The organism is Halorubrum vacuolatum (assembly GCF_900188065.1).
Taxonomy (GTDB): domain Archaea; phylum Halobacteriota; class Halobacteria; order Halobacteriales; family Haloferacaceae; genus Halorubrum; species Halorubrum vacuolatum.
This window is the reverse complement of record NZ_FZNQ01000010.1, coordinates 39989-59378: the sequence shown is the minus strand read 5'-3', so window position 1 is coordinate 59378 and position 19390 is coordinate 39989. Positions and strand designations below refer to the sequence as shown.

Sequence of the window (19390 nt, the reverse complement as noted above, 5' to 3'; positions counted from 1 at the left end):
AACGGCTACCCCGATGTATGCAATGGAACACGGACTGGGGACTGCGTGGGCGCATGGCGTTCACGATGTTCCTGTTGTTCGCCCTCTACCTCGTGTTCGTCGGCATTCTGGTCCAGATGTTCAACGCGGGGATGCTCACCGTGTTGATCATGCTCGGCGGGTTCTCGCTCGTCCAGTACTTCTTCAGCGACAAGCTCGCGCTCCGCAGCATGGGCGCCCGTGAGGTCACCGCCGACGAGTATCCCGAGTTGCACCGCCAGATCGAACGGCTGAGCCAGCAGGCCGACCTCCCGAAGCCGAAGGTCGCCGTCGCCGACTCGCAGGTCCCGAACGCGTTCGCGACCGGCCGGAACCAGAAGAACGCGACCGTCGCCGTGACGACCGGCATCCTCCGCACGCTCAACACGGAGGAACTGGAGGGCGTGCTCGCACACGAGCTCGCACACATCAAAAACCGCGACGTCATGGTGATGACCATCGCCTCGTTCCTCTCGACCATCGCCTTCTTCATCGTCCGCTGGGGCTGGCTCTTCGCGGGCAACGACCGCAACGCGCCCCCGGTTTGGGTCGCCATCGCCGTCTCGCTTGCCGTCTGGATCATCTCGTTCCTCCTGATCCGCGCGCTCTCGCGGTACCGCGAGTACTCCGCGGACCGCGGCGCGGCGCTCATCACGGGTAACCCCGGTGCGCTCGCCTCCGCGCTGGTCAGCATCAGTGGCAGGATGGACAAGGTGCCGAAGGAGGACCTCCGCGAGGAGGCCGAGATGAACGCCTTCTTCATCATCCCGATCCGCTCCGGGTTCATCGGCAAGCTCGCCTCGACGCACCCCTCCACCGAGAAGCGCATCGAGCGCCTCCGCGAGCTCGAAAAGGAGATGGCGACGGCCTGAACCGGCCGCAGCCATCGGTTTCTCATTGGAACTCACACCCGCCCGCCGGACCGAAAGGTCCACCCGCCTCGCTCACGCACGGCGGGTATGCACGATGGAGGCGAGGTCGTCGTCCTCCGGTACGGTCACCGGCCGGGCCGCGACGACCGGATGACGACACACGTCGGGTTGACCGCCCGCGCGCTCGGCGCCGACCGCGTGGTGCTGCCGGACAACGCGGGCGGCCCCGCCGAGACGATCCGCGACATCACCGATCGATTCGGGGGGCCCTTCGAGGTCGAGTTACGCGCGGATCAGAAGGCGGCCGTCCGGAACTTCGGGGGGACCGTCGTCCACCTGACGATGTACGGCGAGCCGATCCAGACCGTCGAGGCATCGATCCGCGAGACCCATCGTCGCCCATCGGCGGACCTCCTCGTCGTCGTCGGCGGCGAGAAGGTACCGTGGGAGCTGTACGAGCGGGCGGATTTCAACGTCGCCGTGACGAACCAACCACACTCGGAGGTCGCTGGACTCGCCGTCCTCCTCGACCGGCTCTTTCAGGGTGCCGAACTCGATCGCGAGTGGGTTGACGCCGACCGACGGGTCGTCCCGATGGCGACCGGAAAACGGGTTGTGGACGCTCAAAACGAGGTCAAAGGGGCGAATAACGACGAGCGCGACGACGAATAACCGTGGGAGCGGTGGGAAGCGTCAGGACGGGGTCTCCCCGATAGGGGGGACACGGGATGCAGATGGCCCGCATCAGCGACCGCTTCACATTGCGCGTAGAGCGAACGCCTCACACGGCCCGCTTCGAACGGAGCCGTGCGAGGCGGATCCGCGTCTCCTGGGGGGTCGTCCCGCGAACGCGATCCGTCGTCTCGTCGGCCATGGAGAGAAGCGAGAGTCGGTCGAAAAGCGGGGGCCAGTCGGCGGCACCGGCGGCTTCGCGGGCGAACGAGAGCGCGTTCGCCAGGCCGTCGCGCTCCGGCTTGCCGACTCGCGAAACGGCGACGTCCGCCGCACGACGCCCCTCGGCGACGTGGAAGCGGTCGGCGACGACGAACGGGAGCCACGCCGGAAGGATAAGGATCCACAGGAGCACGCCGGCCGCGGCCGCGACTGGACCGGGGACACGCCCCCGTTCCGGTTCATACCCGTGAATCCGGTTGACACGACGGTCGGTATCGCCCCGATCGTTTCGCCGCCCGACGAGCAGCGTCGCCACGATCGCCAGCGTCTCCACGGCCACGGCGGCCGGTAACAGCGCGGTCGTGATCGCGACCTCCCGGCGTTGTAATCGCACGAGGGCGTGTCGTAACGCGGCATCGCGGTCGTCCTGCGGCAACGAGAGCAGGCGAGTCGAGACGACGAGGGTGGCTCCCCGATAGCCGTCCGCGACCGCGACGTTCGCCGCGGTGCCACGGACGATCCGCACCGTCGGGGGCTCGACGCCCACCGACCCGGCGAGTTCGGAGACGCGGTGTTCGATGAACGCCGATGGCCGGTCCTCGAGGTCGGCCGCCGGGAGGCGATCGATCCGCCGATCGAGGAGGATCGGCCCGACCGCGGCCGAGACGGCGGGACCCCCGACGAGCGCGAGCAGGAGGCCGACGAGCGGGCCGAACCCGGCGAGGAGCGCGATCGGGACGGCAACGGGCGTCGCGAGAACGACCGGAACGAGCACGAACGCGAGGAGGCCGAGAGCCGATCGCCTGCGCGACGGCTCGGTAAGCAGGGACGTGATCGAAGCAGGGATCGGGTCCGAAGGCGGATCGGGGTCGGATTGCGCGGCCGAATCGGTCGCCTCCGTCGACGAGCGGGGCGCGGGGCTGTCGGCCGGTTCGCCTGCGGGATCCGTCCCCGTATCCGACATACGTGATGGTCGTCGGTCGATCGGAATAAAGGTCTGCCGGAGGAGCCGCCGGGGCATCGAGTTGGACACGCTCGGGGATGGATCGATCAGCGCCGCGGATCGGTGCGCATCGACGGACACGTCGACCTTCCGGAGCTTTTAACCCCGCTGCTGTCCGAATTTCCGGCAATGGCTTTTGAGGACCTGCTGAACGACCCCGTCATCCAGAAGTACCTCCACGAGCTGGTCGGGCCGACGGGGATGCCGGTCGCTGCGGCACCACCCGAAGGCGAGGTGACCGACGAGGAGCTGGCCGAGGAGCTTGGCTTGGAGTTAAACGACGTCCGTCGGGCGCTTTTCATCCTCTATGAGAACGACCTCGCGACCTACCGACGGGTCCGCGACGAGGATTCGGGCTGGCTGACGTATCTCTGGACGTTCCACTACGATAACATCCCGGAGAACCTCGAAGAGGAGCTGTACCGGCTGTTGGATGCCCTCGAAGAGCGTGAGGAGTACGAGCGGACCCACGAGTTCTACCTCTGTGAGGTGTGTTCGATCCGCTTCGAGTTCGGCGAGGCGATGGACTTCGGCTTCGAGTGTCCCGAATGCGGCTCGCCCGTCGAGGCGATGGACAACGAGCGCCTCCGTGAGGCGATGGCCCGTCGCGTCGAGGAGGTTCGTGACGAGCTCAACGTGGACGTGACCGGCTGATGGTCGTGCTTGCAACCAAGTGCTATGTCGAAGGTGATGCCAGCGAGCGCTCGCTGGACGGCATGAACTCACTCGTCGACAACGAGGTCGGCGACCTCGAAGTCGACTGGCAGGTCGGCGTCCGTGGCGACGACTTCGTGCAGGTCGACGTGACCGGCGAGGACGCCACCGTCGCCCGGAACGTCCTCGCGGAGACGTGGGGCGAGATCGTCGCACACGACGAGGGACTCCAAGCCGGCGAGGAGTACGTCGGGACGCTCGAGGCGTGGGACGCCGACGGTTTCGTCCTCGATGCCGGCGAGGAGGTTCGGATCCCCGCCGATCGGCTCGGCCTCGGCGTCGGCTCCCCCGAACAGGTCGTCGAGCGATTCGGGCTCGTCCAGCACCTGCCGATGCGCTTCGTCCACGGCGAGGATGAAGGGAATACTGCCGACGACGCGGACGGGAGGACACCCCGTCTCGCCGACGGGGAACGCGATCGGCTCTACGAATGGCAACGCGGCCCGGGCCGGGTCAACGTCAACTCCGCGACGCGCGGGGAGGTACGTGCGACGGTGAACCGCGCCGGTCACGCCCGCGACATCGTCACCGTCGAGCGGCTCGGGCTGCTCGAACAGAGCATCGTCTGTGCGGAGGGGACCGACCCGCCGGGACTGTTGGCCGCCATCGGGGGGTACCTGCCGGCCGAGATGCGATGTGTCGTCTGAAACCGTGAGCATAACCCTATCCGACCCGTGAGTCACACCGAGCACCCGTGAACCGTCGATTCGTCCTCGCGCTCGCCTGTGTCGCCCTGCTCGTCGTGACCGCCGGGTGTCTCGCGTTCGTCACCGGCGGGGGGGAGATGTCGGACGAAACCCTCGATGCGGACCCGCCACGGGAATACGACTTCGACACCGACCGGGACGCGGACTTCGATCTCGCCGCCGACGGGACCTACACCGTGGTGTATAACGTCTCCGAACGGGACTCCCTCAGGCTGTATCAGGACACCGTCTACGCCGGCGACCAGCCGCTCGAGTTCCGGGCGTTCCGATATCAGTACCCCGATGGGACGGTGATCAACGGCAGCGAGTTCCGAGAGCGCGGTGGCGAAGTCGATCAGACACCCGACGAGGTGTGGATCCGCTTCGCGGACGACATGGAGGGCGGTACGGTCGCCCTCTCCGGGGAGGGATCCCCGCGCCGGTTCACCATGTTGACCTACGTGCACGGCTCGTATGCGGTCACCCTGCCCGAGGGCTTCAGCACGGACATTCCGATCGTCGGACACGTCTCCCCGCGGGGCCACGCCGTCGAGGAGGTCGACGGTCGCGACCGGATCGTCTGGGACTCCGTGACGAGCGGGTCGATCGTCGTCCAGTCGTACCGTGAACGTGACCTGGTCATCTTCGCGGGTATCGCGCTCATCGGCGGGATCGTCGCCGTCGCCGGGACGCTCCGGTTCCGTCGACAACTCGAGGAGCTGAAGGCGCGGCGGATGGAGATGGGACTCGGCGTCTACGAGGACGAAGACGACGGGGACGGGACGTAGCCGTCGAGGACGGGACGTAGCCGTCGAGGACGGGACGTAGCCGTCGGTCGGCGGCAGGCTTCCCGAGGATGATCTGTACAACCTCGTGGGTCGCCAGCGGCGTCGCTGCCACGTCCGCGCTCGAATCGTTCCCAGCGGCCTTTTGAGGCATCCGCCCGTGGGTTCGGATATGGACGTCGCCATCGTCACCGTCGGGGACGAATTGCTCGTCGGGGACACCGAGAACACGAACGCGACGTGGCTCTGCCGGCAGCTTTCGGAGCGAGGGGTTCGGGTTCGTCGGGTGACCGTCGTCCCCGATTCGATCGCCGAGATCGCCCGCGTCGTCAACGAACAGCACGCCGAATACGACGCGGTGATCGTCACCGGCGGGCTCGGGCCGACCCACGACGACGTGACCATGGAGGCGGTCGCCGCCGCGTTCGGACGCGACGTGGAGCCGAACGAGCAGGCCGCCGAGTGGCTCGAAGCGCGCGGCTACAGCGCCGAAGACCTCACCGCGGAGACGACACATCTCCCGACGGGATGCCGACCACTCGCGAACATCGAGGGCGTCGCGCCCGGCGCGGTCGTCGAATCGGCATATATCCTTCCGGGGGTACCCGCCGAAATGAAAGCGATGTTCGACTCGATCGCCGACGAGTTCGAGGGAAAGCCGATGCACACCGTCGCCGTCAACGTCGCCGAGCCGGAGAGCGAACTGCTCGACCGCTTCACCGGGATACAGGAGCGGTTCGCGGTCCGCGTTGGGTCGTATCCCGGCGAGCACGTCACCGTGAAGATCACCGCCGAGGACGCGACCGAGGCCGAGGCGGCCGCCGCCTGGCTGCGGGAACGAACGAAGGCGCCGGCCCGGAGCGGGCGGTGAAAGAAACGGTTCGACCCGAAAGGGGGGTGAGAGCCGCAACAGCCCGGTAGTCGATCAGCGATACAGGTACGCGACCCACAGCACGACGAGGAGCAGGCTCGCGATGAGCACGACGGTCGCGGTCGCGCTGATCGGAAGCGGCTCCGGCTGAACGGCGAGCGGAATCATCATCGATGCTTATCCCGGCCCCCTATTAAGGATTGATCCTTCGGTCGCGATCCGGGTCGGCCGCATCGTGTTTATTACCGACGGGCGGCGAGAGCCAGCCATGCACATCGGGTTCGTGATGAACCCCATCGCGGGGATGGGCGGCCGGGTCGGATTAAAAGGGACCGACGGAAAGGTCGCGGAGGCGATAGATCGGGGTGCAGAGCCACGGGCACCGGACCGGGCACGCCGGGCGCTCGCACGGCTCGCGACGATCCGTCCAGATGTCGAGGTTACGGCCGCCGCGGATCCCATGGGTGCCTCGCTCGTCCGTGAGGCGGGAATCACCCTCGCTGGAGTTATCGATAGTGGAACGGGGGATCAATCCTCCGAGCCAACCGAACCGAACGACCGGGTTGAGGCAACCGAATCACACGAAGCACCCGAAACCACCGCCGAGCACACGAAACGGGCGGTTCGAGGATTTCTCGACCGCGGCGTCGACCTCGTCTGGTTCGTCGGCGGCGACGGAACCGCCGCGGACGTCGCGGAGGCGCTGGAGGGAACCGACACGCCGATGCTCGGGGTGCCGGCCGGCGTGAAGGTCTACTCGTCCGTCTTCGCCGTCTCCCCGGAGGACGCCGCCGAGGTCGTCGCAAGCTTCTCGCGGACGGAACGCCGGGAAGTGATGGACATCGACGAGGACGAGTACCGAGCGGGCGAGGTCCATCCGGAGCTCCGCGCGGTCGCACACGTCCCCGTTGCCGAGGATCTCCAATCGTCGAAACAGCTCGGCGGCGGCACCGTCGAGTCGCTCGCCGAGGGCGTCGCCACCGACATCAGGGCGGGGACGGGCGTCACCTACGTGCTCGGACCGGGTTCGACGGTCGGGGCGATCAAGGCCGAACTCGGCTTCGAACCGTCGCCGATCGGCGTCGACGTCTGGCGGGACGGCGAGGTCATCGTACAGGATGCCACGGAGCGGGAGATCCTCGATTCACTCGGCGAGGAGAACGTCATCGTCGTCTCGCCGATCGGCGGACAGGGGTTCGTCTTCGGCCGTGGAAATCCCCAGCTCTCGCCGGCGGTGATCCGCGAGTGTGACGTGCGGATCGTCGCCTCCAGGGCCAAACTCGACGCCGTTCGCGTCCTTAGAGTCGACACCGACGACCCCGAACTCGACGCCGAACTCGCCGGGTGGGTGAAAGTCCGGGTCGGGAAGTTCGAGAGACGGATGATGAAGATCGCCTGAGCTACGATGTATCTGTTACATATCGCAAAACGCACGGAGACGGCGGCGTCAGTGGACGACGCCGACCTTCTCCGCGACGTATCCGAACTGATCGGCGTACCCGTACGCCGAGAGCAGCACCGGATAGAACGACTCCTCCGCGACGAGGGGTTCGCCGTCGGCGGCCGCGAAGCGCTCGCCGTCCTCCACTTGCCGGAAGTTGTTCGCGAACACCTCATATTCCTCGGCAGGCGGCTTCGGGATCCGATCCCGTAACCGGAACACCTCGACCTTCTCACGGGTGCCGAGATCGATGACGCCGGTCGATTCCGCGCCCATTCCGGGCATCGCCAACGCGCCGGTTGCCGCGAGGAAGGCTCGGACCAGCTGATACGCGTTGTCCGCGGCCGTCTCCGAGCCCTGTATTCCCGCCTCGGCCTCCAAGGTGTGTGGATGTTCGATCAGCCGACCCTCGGTGAACGCGTCGGTCTGGATGATGCTGTCGACCGGGAGATGGGGCGCGATCCCGCGAGCCACCTCGTCCATCGAATCGACGACCGCGAACGGCCCCGCGTACGACTGCGTCGAGTGGATCGCGAGGGTCGTACAGCCCGTCAGTTCCGATTGGATCCGGTGTGCCAATCGACCCTCGTGTGTGTCGGCGTTCGGATCGCCCGGAAACGCCCGATTTAAGTCCTCATCGAGGTAGCGCTCGTTTTCGGCGAGCGCCTCCTCATTGGCAATGATCAACTTGACGGCGCGTTCGACGATCGGTCCCTCACGAATGAGTCGGTCGATGGCACGGGCGCCACACGGCTCGTCGCCATGGATCGCGCCGACGACCGCGACCTCCGGCCGTCCCTCGCCCAACTCGATGACGTCCATACGACTTCGTAGACGGCGATGGATAAGTGGTGTTCGGATCGCGTGCGTTCTGCTGTGGCGATCGGAGCCGGCAGCCGGAGTCACGGACCGTGTTCGAGTCGCTCGGCGTACTCGTAATCCGCCGGATACGCGGTCGGCTGTGCGCCGTCGAGCGTGATCCGCCAGTCGTCGATGGCTGCGGGGGAATCGAGCGCACGACGGAGCCGATCGCGGACGTCCTCCACGTCGACCCCATAGAAGTCCGCGGGAACGCCGTGGAGGTACTGGAGTGCGGTCTCGAAGAGCGAGCGCATCCCGTCGTCGTTCTCGAAGTCCGCGCGTTTGTACGCGCCGGCGGCGACCTGCACCATCCCGTGGAGAAACGCGGACTCCGTACTCCCCGATCCATAGTTGTACCACTCGTCCTCGAAGCAATCGTGGGACTCATGAAAAGCGCCCGCATTGAACAGCCGAATACCGTGTTCGGTCGCCCGACGAAGGGTCGCGTGCTCCCAGTAGCCGCCAGCGAGCACGGCGTCGGGGGGCGATCCACTCCCTTCCGATGGCGTCTCCGACGTATCAGCAGAGGGATCACCCGGATCACGGTCCGTGGAGACGGAGTTCCACCCGGTCGGGTTTCCCAGCGGTGGCGCAACCCCGGGATCGCGGGTGTGTTCATCCATGACCCGGAATACGCGGCCGGCTCTCTAACCGTTGGCGATCCGGGACGACGGGATGGGTGCCGAACGGTTCGGGCGAAACCGGAGGGTTAAATCTGTGGGGGATCGAACGAACCGATGCGTGCGAGGGTAGCCAAGCCCGGAAACGGCGGCGGACTCAAGATCCGCTCCTGTAGAGGTCCGTGGGTTCAAATCCCTCCCCTCGCATGAGTGCGTCACCGCGCACGAATGCACGATGGGAGGATTTGAATCAGGGAGCGCCTCCGGCGCGACCGTGGTTCAAATCCCTCCCCTCGCATGAGCGCGTCACCACGCGCAAATGCAGAAGGGCGCTCTCGGAGCGTTCTTCCCTCGCAAATTCTACTGGGATGAGAGACATCGCTGTGCAGGCATCTTGGACCCGGTCCTCGACTGTGCCGCACATCATGAGCGAGCCCCGAACCTGTGGAATCCAGCTGCGTTGCTGAATTTTATATATCGACATGAAATTTATATTCCGGATCGACCGGTTTTTTTCCGCCCATCGCACAGGAATGGACATGGCCGATGAGTTCGACCCCGAGAAGTTCGAGGACAAATACGTCCACTACTTTCCGGAGCTCCAGCGGGCGTATAAGAACGCGTTCAACCAGATGAACGAGCGCTATGACTCCGAGCTGATCCACGGCATCGACCAGATGGTGCTCAACGAGTCCGAGCCGTTCTACGAGGACGGGACGTTCCGCATCGAGCTTCCGGAGAACCCGCATGCCCGTCTCAGGGGTGTGTCCGTCGACGAGGAGACCTTCGAGGAGGTGCTCGCCGACTATCGAGAGCGGATCGTCACCGAGCTTCACCGAACGTTGCACGTGGACCCCCCAGCGTAGCACCCACTCTCACCCGTTCTCGGGGGACACACCGTTGCACCGTTCGACTGAACCAAACAGATAAGAACCGCGACCGCCAAATCGGAGGCATGAGTACGGAGACAACCGACGCGGACAACGACCTCCGCGAGCGGATCACGAACTTCCTGCGGCGGAACTTCCCGCAGATCCAGATGCACGGCGGGAGCGCCGCGATCAGCCACCTCGATCGCGAGACGGGCGAGGTTCATATCCAACTCGGCGGCGCCTGCTCCGGGTGCGGGATCTCGCCGATGACGATCCAGGCGATCAAATCCCGGATGGTGAAAGAGATCCCCGAGATAGAGACGGTCCACGCCGACACCGGTATGGGTGCCGGTGCCGACGGCGACCTCGGCGGAACGGGCGGCATGTCGCCCTCCTTCCCCGGTGAAACCACGGGCGACGGCGAGGACGACGAAGGACCGCAGGCCCCCTTCTGAGACGGCACGGCGTTTTCGATAACCGAACACCCGGAGAGCGAAGCGGCCGACCATCAGGAAACGGGTCTCGAAAAGCGACGTAGCTGAAAAGGCGTACTCAAGAGCGGAGCGGTTTTCGCTTGATAAACCACACTTCACGATATGAAATCCATATCCGAGCATCAGTCCAGCGAGTGTAAGGGTTTTTGCCTGCGTGGGTCGTGAACGGTCTCTATGAACTATCGGGAGGTCGAGCCGACCGCCGAGTACGTCGCACGGTTCGAGACGGGAGCCGACTGGCGCGAGGAGATCGAGTCGCTCGCGCGCGCCGAGGACGTCGAGGCCGGCTGGTTCACGGCGCTCGGTGCGGTTCAAGACGCCGACGTCTGGTTTTACGATCAGGAGGAAACCGAATATCGGTCGGTCACGTTCGATGAGCCGCTGGAGGTTGCCGCGTGCGTCGGCAACGTCTCCCTGCTCGACGGCGAGGTCTTCGCGCACACGCACGCAGTGTTGTCGCGGCCGAGCGGCCAGGCACTCGCCGGACATCTCGATTCGGCGACCGTGTGGGCCGGCGAGTGTCACCTGCGAGCGTTCACGGAACCGCTCGAGCGCGAACACGACCCCGTAACGGATCTGGATCTGTGGCTGTAATGCGTCTCGGGGAGGCGTTCCGACGGGGACACGACCGATGAGGCCGGACGACGAGAGATATTTCGCGCGGATCGAGGAGCGGCTCGATGAGGCGTTCGAGGTCGCCGAGGCCGCAAAGGGTCAAGGGAAGGATCCGGAGCCGGCGATCGAGATCCCGGTCGCCCGCGACATGGCCGACCGCGTGGAGAACATCCTCGGTATCGAGGGCGTCGCCGAACGGGTCCGGGAGTTGGAGGGCGAGATGTCGCGCGAGGAGGCCGCCCTCGCGCTCGTCACCGACTTCGTCGAGGGGACCGTCGGCGACTACGACTCGCGGGAGGGAAAGATCGAGGGGGCAGTCCGGACGGCAGTCGCGCTCCTCACGGAGGGTGTCGTGGCCGCGCCGATCGAGGGGATCGACCGCGTCGAACTGCTCACGAACGACGACGGAACGGAGTTCGTCAACGTCTACTACGCGGGACCGATCCGCTCCGCTGGCGGGACCGCCCAAGCGCTTTCGGTGCTCGTCGCCGACTACGCCCGATCGTTGCTCGGGATCGAGGAGTATCAACCCCGTCAGGAGGAGGTCGAACGCTACGCGGAGGAGATCGCCCTCTATGACAAGGAGACCGGCCTCCAGTACAGCCCGAAGGACAAGGAGTCGAAGTTCATCGCGAGGAACATCCCCATCATGCTCGACGGGGAGGCGACCGGCGACGAGGAGGTCTCCGGCTACCGCGATTTAGAGCGGGTGGACACCAACTCCGCCCGCGGCGGGATGTGTCTCGTCGCCGCGGAAGGGATCGCGTTGAAGGCGCCGAAGATCCAGCGATACACCCGCGAGCTCGACGAGGTGGACTGGCCCTGGCTGCAGGACCTGATCGACGGAACGCTCGGCGAGGATGGCGACGCGGATACCGGGGAGGAGGACACGAGCGCCACGGAGGACGACGATACGGACGCGAGCGACATCGCCGGTGCGGAATCGTCGGCAGGGAACCGAGACGGAGGTGCGTCCGAGCCGGACGAAGCGGATGAGGCCCCGGAAAACGGATCCGAACCGGGCGGTCCGCCACGGGCGGAGCCCGCCGAGAAGTTCCTCCGGGACCTCATCGCCGGACGGCCGGTGTTCACCCACCCCTCCGAGGCGGGCGGCTTCCGGCTCCGTTACGGTCGCGCACGGAATCACGGCTTTGCGACCGGCGGGGTGCACCCCGCAACGATGCACATCGTCGACGACTTCCTCGCGGCCGGCACGCAGATCAAAACCGAGCGACCGGGGAAGGCGCACGGCGTCGTGCCGGTCGACTCCATCGCGGGGCCGACGGTTCGGCTCGCGACCGGCGAGGTGCGTCGGATCGACGATCCGGAGGAGGCGCTGGAGATACGAAACGGGATCGAGCGGATCCTCGATCTCGGCGAGTACCTCGTCAACTTCGGGGAGTTCGTCGAGAACAACCACGCGCTCGCGCCGGCGGCGTACGTATATGAATGGTGGGTTCAGGAGTTCGAGGCGGCGGGGGCGGACGTACAGGCGCTTGCGGACGACCCTCACGTCGACCTCGAACGACCGTCCGTCGAGTCCGCATTGGAGTGGGCAAGCGAGTACGACTGCCCGTTACACCCCGAGTACACCTACCTCTGGCATGACCTCTCAGTCGATCGGTTCGAGACGCTTGCGGATGCGGTCGCGGCGGGAGAGATCGTCGAGGGGGTGTTGACGATCGAGCGAACCGCGGAAACGACGACGGCGCTTGAGACGCTGCTCGTCGAACACACGCGAACCGCCGATGCGATCCGGATCCCGACCTGGCGACCGCTCGCGCGTTCGCTCGGGATCGACGACGGCCTCCGGAAAGGGTGGGCGGAGCTTTCGATGACGGCCCGCACGTGGGACGGCGGCGCGAACGCGATGAAAGCCGTCAACGAGGTCGCCCCGTTTACCGTACGCGAGCGGGGACCGACCCGGATCGGAAACCGGATGGGTCGACCGGAGAAGTCCGAGAGCCGCGACCTCTCGCCGGCGGTCCACACGCTCTTTCCGATCAGCGAGGCGGGCGGCTCCCAACGGGACGTCGCGAAGGCCGCCCGACAGATGGACGATCGGGGCCATCGTGGCCGGCTCGAACTTGAGGTGAACGAGCGGCGCTGTCCCGACTGTGACGCCCACAGCTACCGGGCGGACTGTCCCGAATGCGGGACACACACCGAACCGCACTACGAGTGCGGTGACTGCGGGACCGTCTGTACGCCTGACGAAGCCGGCCGGGTCGAGTGCCCGCGCTGTGAGTGGGAGGTGACTGCCGCGGCGTATCAGGTGGTCGACCTCAACGACGCCTACCGCTCCGCGTTGGAGGCGGTCGGCGAGCGGGAGGGTTCATTCAAGATATTAAAAGGGGTGAAGGGACTCACCTCGCGGAACAAGACGCCCGAGGCGATCGAAAAGGGCGTGTTGCGCGCGAAAAACGGCGTCACCTCGTTCAAGGACGGGACGGTTCGCTACGACATGACCGACCTCCCGGTGACGGCGGTCCGGCCGATCGAGCTCGACGTCACCGCCGGCCACTTCCGCGAGCTGGGCTACGAGACCGACATCGACGGCGAGCCGCTGCGACACGACGATCAGCTGGTCGAGTTGAAGGTGCAGGACATCGTGCTCTCGGACGGGGCGGCCGAACACATGATGCGGACTGCGGCGTTCGTCGACGACCTCCTGGAACAGTTCTACGAGCTCGATCGCTTTTATGAGCTGAACGAGCGCGACGACCTCGTCGGCGAACTCGTCTTCGGGATGGCCCCGCACACGAGCGCCGCGACCGTCGGCCGCGTGATCGGGTTCACCTCGGCGGCGGTCGGCTACGCGCATCCGTACTTCCATGCGGCCAAAAGGCGGAACTGTTTCCATCCGGAGACGGCGATCGACTATCGCGACGGCGACGAATGGCATACGACGTCGATCCGCACGTTCGTCGAGGAGCGGCTGACTGATCCCGAGTCGGATGCTATCGGTACGCTGGTCACGGAGCTGGATGACAATGTCGTCGTTCGCTCCATCGACGATCAAGGAAAACCGACGATACAACCCGTGACGGCGGTGTCGAAGCATCGAAGCCATGAGCATCTCGTTCGGATCGAGACCGTGGGTGGTCGGTCGATCCGCGTGACGCCCGACCACACGATGCTTCGAATAGAGGATGGAGCACTTCAAGAAGTCCGCGCGAGCGAGCTGTCTGTAGGGGATGCGGTACCAATACCCTCAAACAGATGCTCCGAACCGGCTACACGTGACGCGGAGACGGCTCGAAAACGGCGTGAGGTGTCCGCTGTCGTCGCCGACGGCGGCGTCGGAACCGATCGCGTCGCCGCAGTAGAGTACATCGAAAGCGACGTCGATCACACGTACTGTGTCACCGTCGCGGAGACCCACCGGCTCGCGGCGAACGGACTGTGGGTGGGACAGTGCGACGGCGATGAGGATTGCGTGATGCTCCTCATGGACGGGCTGTTGAACTTCTCAAAGACTTTTTTGCCCAACAAAAGAGGTGGAAAAATGGACGCACCCCTCGTGATGTCCTCGCGGATCGACCCCGCCGAGATCGACGACGAGGCGCACAACATGGACATCGTCAGGCGGTATCCCCTCGAACTGTATGAAGCCAGCAGACGGATGGCCGATCCCGGCGAGGTTGAGGACCTGATACAGCTCGGCGAGGACACCCTGGGCACCGACGACGAGTATCGCGGCTTCGATCACACCCACGACACGACGGACATCGCGATGGGGCCGGATCTCTCGGCGTACAAGACCCTCGGCGACATGATGGAGAAGATGGACGCCCAGTTGGAGCTGGCCCGGAAACTCCGTGCGGTCGACGAGACGGACGTCGCAGAGCGAGTCATCGAGTACCACTTCCTGCCGGACATCATCGGTAACCTTCGGGCGTTCGCGAGACAGGAGACCCGCTGTCTCGACTGCGGCGAGAAGTACCGACGGATGCCGCTTACCGGCGACTGCCGGGAGTGTGGCGGTCGGGTGAACCTGACCGTTCATAAGGGGTCGGTGAGCAAGTACGTCGAGACGGCGATCGAGGTCGCCGAGCGGTTCGACTGTCGACCCTACACGAAACAGCGCCTCTATGTGTTACAGGAGGCGCTGGAGTCGATCTTCGAGGACGACACCAACAAACAGTCAGGGATCGCCGACTTCATGTGATCGGCTCGTCTTCACAGCGGTGGCCTCGTTAAAAGGAACGAAGAGCGATATGTAAGCGAGTCGAGCGCAGCGGCCAACTATTTACTCGCCGCGCGACACCCGAATACATATGACCGCTTCACGCGCGCCCGCCGAACCGACCGTTCGCCAGTTCGAAGCCGCCGTCGAGCGCGTCGACGGCCACGAGATAGTCCTCGAGGACACGTACTTTTATGCCGAATCGGGCGGCCAGCCGGCCGACCGGGGGACCCTCGCCGGGATCGTCGTCGACGACGTGCAGGAACGGGACGGCGAGGTCGTCCACGTTCTCGCCGAGGAGCCGACCGATGTCGTAACCGGCGACAGCGTCGCCGGCGTCATCGACGATCACTTTCGGACCTACTGTATGCGGGCACACACGGCTTCACACGTGCTTTACGGCGCGGCACGTCGGGTCTGTGACGGACTCGGGTATGCCGGGTTCGACATCTCCCCGGAGAAGGTGCGGGTGGACCTGACCGCCGAGGAGCCGCTCGATGACGACGACCTCGTCGAGTTGGAGCGACTGGCGAACCGCGCGGTCTGGGACTCGCTTTCGGTGCGATGGGAGACGATGTCGGCCACGGAGGCCCGCGCGATCGAGGGGATCGCGTTCAACGATCGGACCGAGGAAGGGGCGATGGCCGAAGGTGAGGGCGCGACGGGCGAGGGAGCGACGGGCGAGGGCACAACGGATGAGGGGGTCCGCGTCGTCACCGTCGAGGGCTGGGACGTGGCCGCCTGTGGCGGGACTCACGTCGAAAACACCGCCGAGATCGGGACGATCGAGACGCTCGACCGGTCGAACCCCGGGAAGGGAGTGACGCGTGTCGAGTTCGCCGTGGGGCCGACCGCCATCGACCGGGACGCGGCCGTCCACGCCGCCGCCCTGAACGCGGCGAAGGTAGTCAACTCGGACATCGACGGGCTCGTTTCGTCCATCGATCGCTTACGGGAGGAGAACGAACGGCTGGAGGCGGAACTCCAGGAAGCGACGGCCGCCCGGCTCACGTCTCGGCTCCGCGAGTTCGAAACGACCGACGTCGACGGCGCGCGTGTCGCGGTGGGGACCGTGGACGGAGTGGACCCGAACGACCTCCGGGAACCGGCCGAGACGGTTGTTGGGGATGGCGGGGACGCACCGGCGGATGCGCTCGTCGCGGTCGGTCCCGGTCCGGCCCCGTTCGTCGTCGTCGCCGCCGACCCCGAGGCGTCCGCGGACATCGAGGCGGGGGCGGTCGTCGACGCCGTCACGGACGAGTTCGGCGGCGGCGGCGGTGGCGGGCCGACGTTCGCGCAGGGCGGCGGGCTCGATGCGGATCCGGAGGGGATCGTCGACTGGCTCCGGGAGCGAGAATGACCGGAAAGATCGACGCGGCAGCCCTGCGCGACCTGCTTTCGGCGACCGGCGTCGACGATCCGGCGGTAATACAGGGTGCCGCCTACGGCGAGGACGCGGCCGCGATCGATCTGGGCGATCAAACCCTCGTCGTCAGCACGGACCCGCTCTCGTTGGCCGCGGAGGCGGTCGGACGGCTCGCCGTACACGTCGCCTGCAACGACGTCGCCGCGAGCGGGGCGGATCCACGGTGGCTCACGAACACGATCTTTCTGCCGGACGACGACCGGACGACACGGGAGACGATCGCGACACAGGTCGACCGGGCAGCACGGGAGGCGTCGGTGGCCATCGTCGGCGGCCACACGGAGGTGTTGCCGGCGTTGGAACGGCCGCTGCTTTCGATGACGGCGCTCGGTACGACGGAGCGGTTTCTCCGAACGGGTGGCGCATCGTCCGGCGACCGGCTCCTCTTGACGAAGGGAGCGGCCATCGAGGCGACGGCGATCCTCGCGACCGACTTTCGGGAGGCCTGTCTCGACGCCGGCGTCTCGGCGGAGACGCTCGATGCGGCGGCCGCCTTTCTCGACGAGGTGAGCGTCATCGAGGACGCCCGGGCCCTCAGGGATGTTGCGAGCGCGATGCACGATCCGACCGAGGGCGGGTTGCTCTCGGCGCTCGTCGAGATGGCCGCCGCGGGCGGACACGTCCTCTCGGTCGAGCGCGAGCGCGTCCCGATCCGACCGGAGACACGGACCTGCTGTACGGCGATGGACGTCGATCCGCTCGCGACGTTCGGCTCCGGCGCGTTGCTCGTGGCGGTACCCGAGGGGCGAGCCGAGGAGGCGCTGGAGGCCTTGAAGTCGGCCGGCATCGACGGAGCCGTGATCGGGGAGGTTCAGGTCCCGAAAGAGGATGAGGAACCGGGAACCGTGGTGCTCGACGGCGAGACGATCCGCGAAGCACCGCGCGACGCGTGCTATCCGCTCTGGGCGTGAGCAAAACGGGAAGCCGATCAGGGGCGTCGCCGGAGCAGGGGGATACCCCTCCCGATCGCACATCTTTTTCCATGTGGGATCGAAGCGTCATCCATGACTGGCGCACGCGTCGGATCGGCGCTTTCAGCCGAGGAGTCGGCGATTCGGGACCTCGTTCGGGAGTTCGCGGTCGAGGAGATCCGCCCGGGCGCACGGGAGGCCGACGAGACCGAGACGTTCCCGGAGGACGTCTGGGACGCGCTCGCTGAACTCGACCTGACGGGCCTGACCATCCCGGAGCAGTACGGCGGGTTCGACGCCGAGGCGACGACGTACGCGGTCGTTAACGAAGCGCTCGCGTACGGATCGCTCGCGGTCGCCACGGCGCTTTCGGTTCACTGTCTCGCGACCTCCTGTATCGCGACGTTCGGCGACGAGGACCAGCAGGAGCGGTGGCTGCCGGAGATGGTCGACGGCCGTCCGGTCGGCGCGTTCTGCCTCTCGGAGCCACACGCGGGGTCGAATCCCGCCGAAATGTCGACGACGGCGACGCGCGAGGGCGACGAGTACGTCCTCGACGGCACGAAACAGTGGATCACCAACGGCTCGCGCGCCGGCGTCGCCATCGTCTTCGCCCGAACGGACCCCGACGACGCCGGGTCGATCACGCAGTTCCTCGTCCCGACGGACGTCGACGGCTTCATGGTCGGTCGAAAGGAGGAGAAACTCGGATTACGCGCCTCCGATACGACGCAGATCACCCTCGATGGCTGCCGGATCCCGGCGGCGAACCGGCTCACCGAGGAGGGCGAAGGGCTCTCGGCGGCGTTTCGGATCCTGACCGGCGGGCGGATCGGCATCGCCGCACAGGCCGTGGGCGTCGCGGACGCCGCCCTCGATGCCGCCCGGCAGTACGCACACGAGCGCGAGCAGTTCGGTCAGCCGATCGCGGAGATCCAGACGATACGCCACAAGATCGCCGAGATGTCGACGGAGGTCGAGGCCGCGAGGCTGCTCGTCAGGGAGGCCTGTCGCCTGACGGAGGCGGGCGAGGACGCACGCGTCGCCGCCGCACGGGCGAAGTACGCCGCGAGCGACGCGGCCATGTCGACCACGAACGAGGCGATCCAGATCCACGGCGGCTACGGCTACGTCACCGAGTTCGACGTCGAACGGCTCTATCGGGACGCGAAGATCACGGAGATCTACGAGGGAACCACCGAGATCCAAAAGGAGATCATCGCCCGGGGCGTACTGGACGAGCAATGACAGGGACGTTCGACCCTGCTGCGTACGACGCGGTCGTCTACGACCTCGATGGAACTCTCGTGCACCTCGCGGTCGACTGGAACGCGGTGGCTGCGGACGTCATCGACGTCTACGCCGAACACGCCGTCAAACCGCCCGGCAGCGACCTCTGGGAGTTGCTCGGTGCCGCCGACGAGTATGGACTCGCGGAGGCGGTCGAGGAGGCGATCGCCGCCCACGAGCGCGAGGGTGCCCGACGGTCAACCCGGCTACCGCTCGCAGATCTCCTCGAAGGACCGTCGGAATCCGAATCACCGTCGGAATCCGAATCACCGTCCGAATCCGGCCGGGAGTCGGGAACCGAAGGACCACCGGTCGCCGTCTGCTCGCTCAACTGCGAGGCCGCCTGCCGGATCGCGTTGGAGACACACGACCTCGCGAGCGGGGTGGATGCGGTCGTCGGACGGGATACGGTATCGACGTGGAAGCCGGACCCGGAGCCGCTTTTGGCCGCCATCGACGCGCTCGGTGTCGATCCCGCACGTACCGTCTTCATCGGGGACTCCGAACGGGACGCGATCACCGCCGAGCGTGCCGGCGTACCCTTTATTTCCGCACACGATGCACGCGGAGAGTGATCGGAGCTCGGTCGCCCTAAAGGTGGATCGGAGCTTGGTCGCCCTAAAGGTGACACTCGAAACGGTCGGTGGGGGGAGATCACCCATCGATCGGCGGAACCCCTCCCATGGACGGAGGGGTTGTTATCAATCGGTTCACACCACGTGTGATAGAGCCACACATGGCAACCGCTGAAACAAAGACCGCGCGTGCACAGTGGGGAAGTCGGTTCGGCTTCCTAATGGCGATGATCGGCGCGATGGGCACGGAGCG

General features: G+C 66.2%; 18 protein-coding genes and 1 tRNA gene. 16 read left to right on the top strand and 3 right to left on the bottom strand.

What is annotated here, in order from left to right; translation table 11 throughout:
- Positions 1 to 17: 17 nt before the first annotated feature.
- A complete protein-coding gene (gene htpX / locus CHB65_RS10480) occupies positions 18 to 890 on the top strand; it encodes a zinc metalloprotease HtpX (RefSeq protein ID WP_089385019.1) in 873 nt (290 codons plus the stop codon).
- An 87-nt stretch (positions 891 to 977) separates the two neighbouring features.
- Positions 978 to 1562, top strand: coding sequence for a tRNA (cytidine(56)-2'-O)-methyltransferase (locus CHB65_RS10475; protein WP_089385018.1), 585 nt, complete (start codon positions 978 to 980; stop codon positions 1560 to 1562).
- Positions 1563 to 1671: 109 nt separating this feature from the next.
- Here CHB65_RS10475 and CHB65_RS10470 read toward each other — a convergent pair whose 3' ends face one another.
- Positions 1672 to 2748: a hypothetical protein gene (locus tag CHB65_RS10470; RefSeq protein WP_245809953.1), complete on the bottom strand. Its 1077-nt coding sequence runs from the start codon at positions 2746 to 2748 to the stop codon at positions 1672 to 1674.
- 168 nt (positions 2749 to 2916) lie between these two features.
- On the opposite strand from CHB65_RS10470, the gene CHB65_RS10465 reads away from it, so the two are divergent.
- From CHB65_RS10465 to CHB65_RS10445, 5 genes are all read left to right on the top strand, one after another.
- Positions 2917 to 3441 carry a transcription factor gene (locus CHB65_RS10465; protein WP_089385017.1) on the top strand — a complete coding sequence of 175 codons (525 nt, stop codon included), beginning with the start codon at positions 2917 to 2919 and terminating at the stop codon, positions 3439 to 3441.
- Complete coding sequence (locus tag CHB65_RS10460) at positions 3441 to 4148, top strand: DUF2110 family protein (protein ID WP_089385016.1); 708 nt, start codon at positions 3441 to 3443, stop codon at positions 4146 to 4148. The genes CHB65_RS10465 and CHB65_RS10460 overlap by 1 nt, the downstream gene beginning before the upstream one ends.
- 47 nt (positions 4149 to 4195) lie before the next feature.
- Positions 4196 to 4975, top strand: a complete 780-nt coding sequence (locus tag CHB65_RS10455) for a DUF5803 family protein (RefSeq protein WP_089385015.1) — start codon at positions 4196 to 4198, stop codon at positions 4973 to 4975.
- A gap of 169 nt (positions 4976 to 5144) precedes the next feature.
- Positions 5145 to 5843, top strand: coding sequence for a competence/damage-inducible protein A (locus CHB65_RS10450; RefSeq protein WP_089385014.1), 699 nt, complete (start codon positions 5145 to 5147; stop codon positions 5841 to 5843).
- Positions 5844 to 6111: 268 nt separating this feature from the next.
- Entirely contained in the window at positions 6112 to 7242 is a 1131-nt protein-coding gene (locus CHB65_RS10445) for an ATP-NAD kinase family protein (protein ID WP_089385013.1), read from the top strand.
- 48 nt (positions 7243 to 7290) lie between these two features.
- Here the strand turns inward: CHB65_RS10445 and CHB65_RS10440 are convergent, their stop codons facing one another.
- Together CHB65_RS10440 and CHB65_RS10435 are read right to left on the bottom strand one after the other, a co-directional pair.
- Positions 7291 to 8106, bottom strand: coding sequence for a M14 family metallopeptidase (locus CHB65_RS10440; protein ID WP_089385012.1), 816 nt, complete (start codon positions 8104 to 8106; stop codon positions 7291 to 7293).
- An 80-nt stretch (positions 8107 to 8186) separates the two neighbouring features.
- Positions 8187 to 8768 (bottom strand): DUF309 domain-containing protein, encoded by a 582-nt coding sequence (locus CHB65_RS10435; protein ID WP_089385011.1) that lies wholly within the window; start codon positions 8766 to 8768, stop codon positions 8187 to 8189.
- Between the two features lie 120 nt (positions 8769 to 8888).
- On the opposite strand from CHB65_RS10435, the gene CHB65_RS10430 reads away from it, so the two are divergent.
- The 9 genes from CHB65_RS10430 (at position 8889) to CHB65_RS10390 (ending at position 19137) form a co-directional block, all read left to right on the top strand.
- Positions 8889 to 8972, top strand: a tRNA-Leu gene (locus tag CHB65_RS10430).
- 332 nt (positions 8973 to 9304) lie between these two features.
- Positions 9305 to 9631 (top strand): DUF5783 family protein, encoded by a 327-nt coding sequence (locus tag CHB65_RS10425; RefSeq protein ID WP_089385010.1) that lies wholly within the window; start codon positions 9305 to 9307, stop codon positions 9629 to 9631.
- An 89-nt stretch (positions 9632 to 9720) separates the two neighbouring features.
- On the top strand, positions 9721 to 10092 hold the full coding sequence (locus tag CHB65_RS10420) for a NifU family protein (RefSeq protein WP_089385009.1): 372 nt from the start codon (positions 9721 to 9723) through the stop codon (positions 10090 to 10092).
- 213 nt (positions 10093 to 10305) lie between these two features.
- Positions 10306 to 10725: a PPC domain-containing DNA-binding protein gene (locus CHB65_RS10415; protein WP_089385008.1), complete on the top strand. Its 420-nt coding sequence runs from the start codon at positions 10306 to 10308 to the stop codon at positions 10723 to 10725.
- Between the two features lie 37 nt (positions 10726 to 10762).
- The gene (locus tag CHB65_RS10410) at positions 10763 to 14917 is read left to right on the top strand and encodes a DNA-directed DNA polymerase II large subunit (protein WP_089385007.1); all 4155 of its coding nucleotides are present in this window, start codon (positions 10763 to 10765) and stop codon (positions 14915 to 14917) included.
- Between the two features lie 109 nt (positions 14918 to 15026).
- Positions 15027 to 16295, top strand: coding sequence for an alanyl-tRNA editing protein (locus CHB65_RS10405; RefSeq protein ID WP_089385006.1), 1269 nt, complete (start codon positions 15027 to 15029; stop codon positions 16293 to 16295).
- Entirely contained in the window at positions 16292 to 17272 is a 981-nt protein-coding gene (locus CHB65_RS10400) for an AIR synthase family protein (protein WP_089385005.1), read from the top strand. The genes CHB65_RS10405 and CHB65_RS10400 overlap by 4 nt, the downstream gene beginning before the upstream one ends.
- Positions 17273 to 17365: 93 nt before the next feature.
- Entirely contained in the window at positions 17366 to 18520 is a 1155-nt protein-coding gene (locus CHB65_RS10395) for an acyl-CoA dehydrogenase family protein (protein WP_089385004.1), read from the top strand.
- Positions 18517 to 19137: an HAD family hydrolase gene (locus CHB65_RS10390; protein ID WP_089385003.1), complete on the top strand. Its 621-nt coding sequence runs from the start codon at positions 18517 to 18519 to the stop codon at positions 19135 to 19137. Before CHB65_RS10395 ends, CHB65_RS10390 begins: the two co-directional genes overlap by 4 nt.
- Positions 19138 to 19390 lie beyond the last annotated feature (253 nt).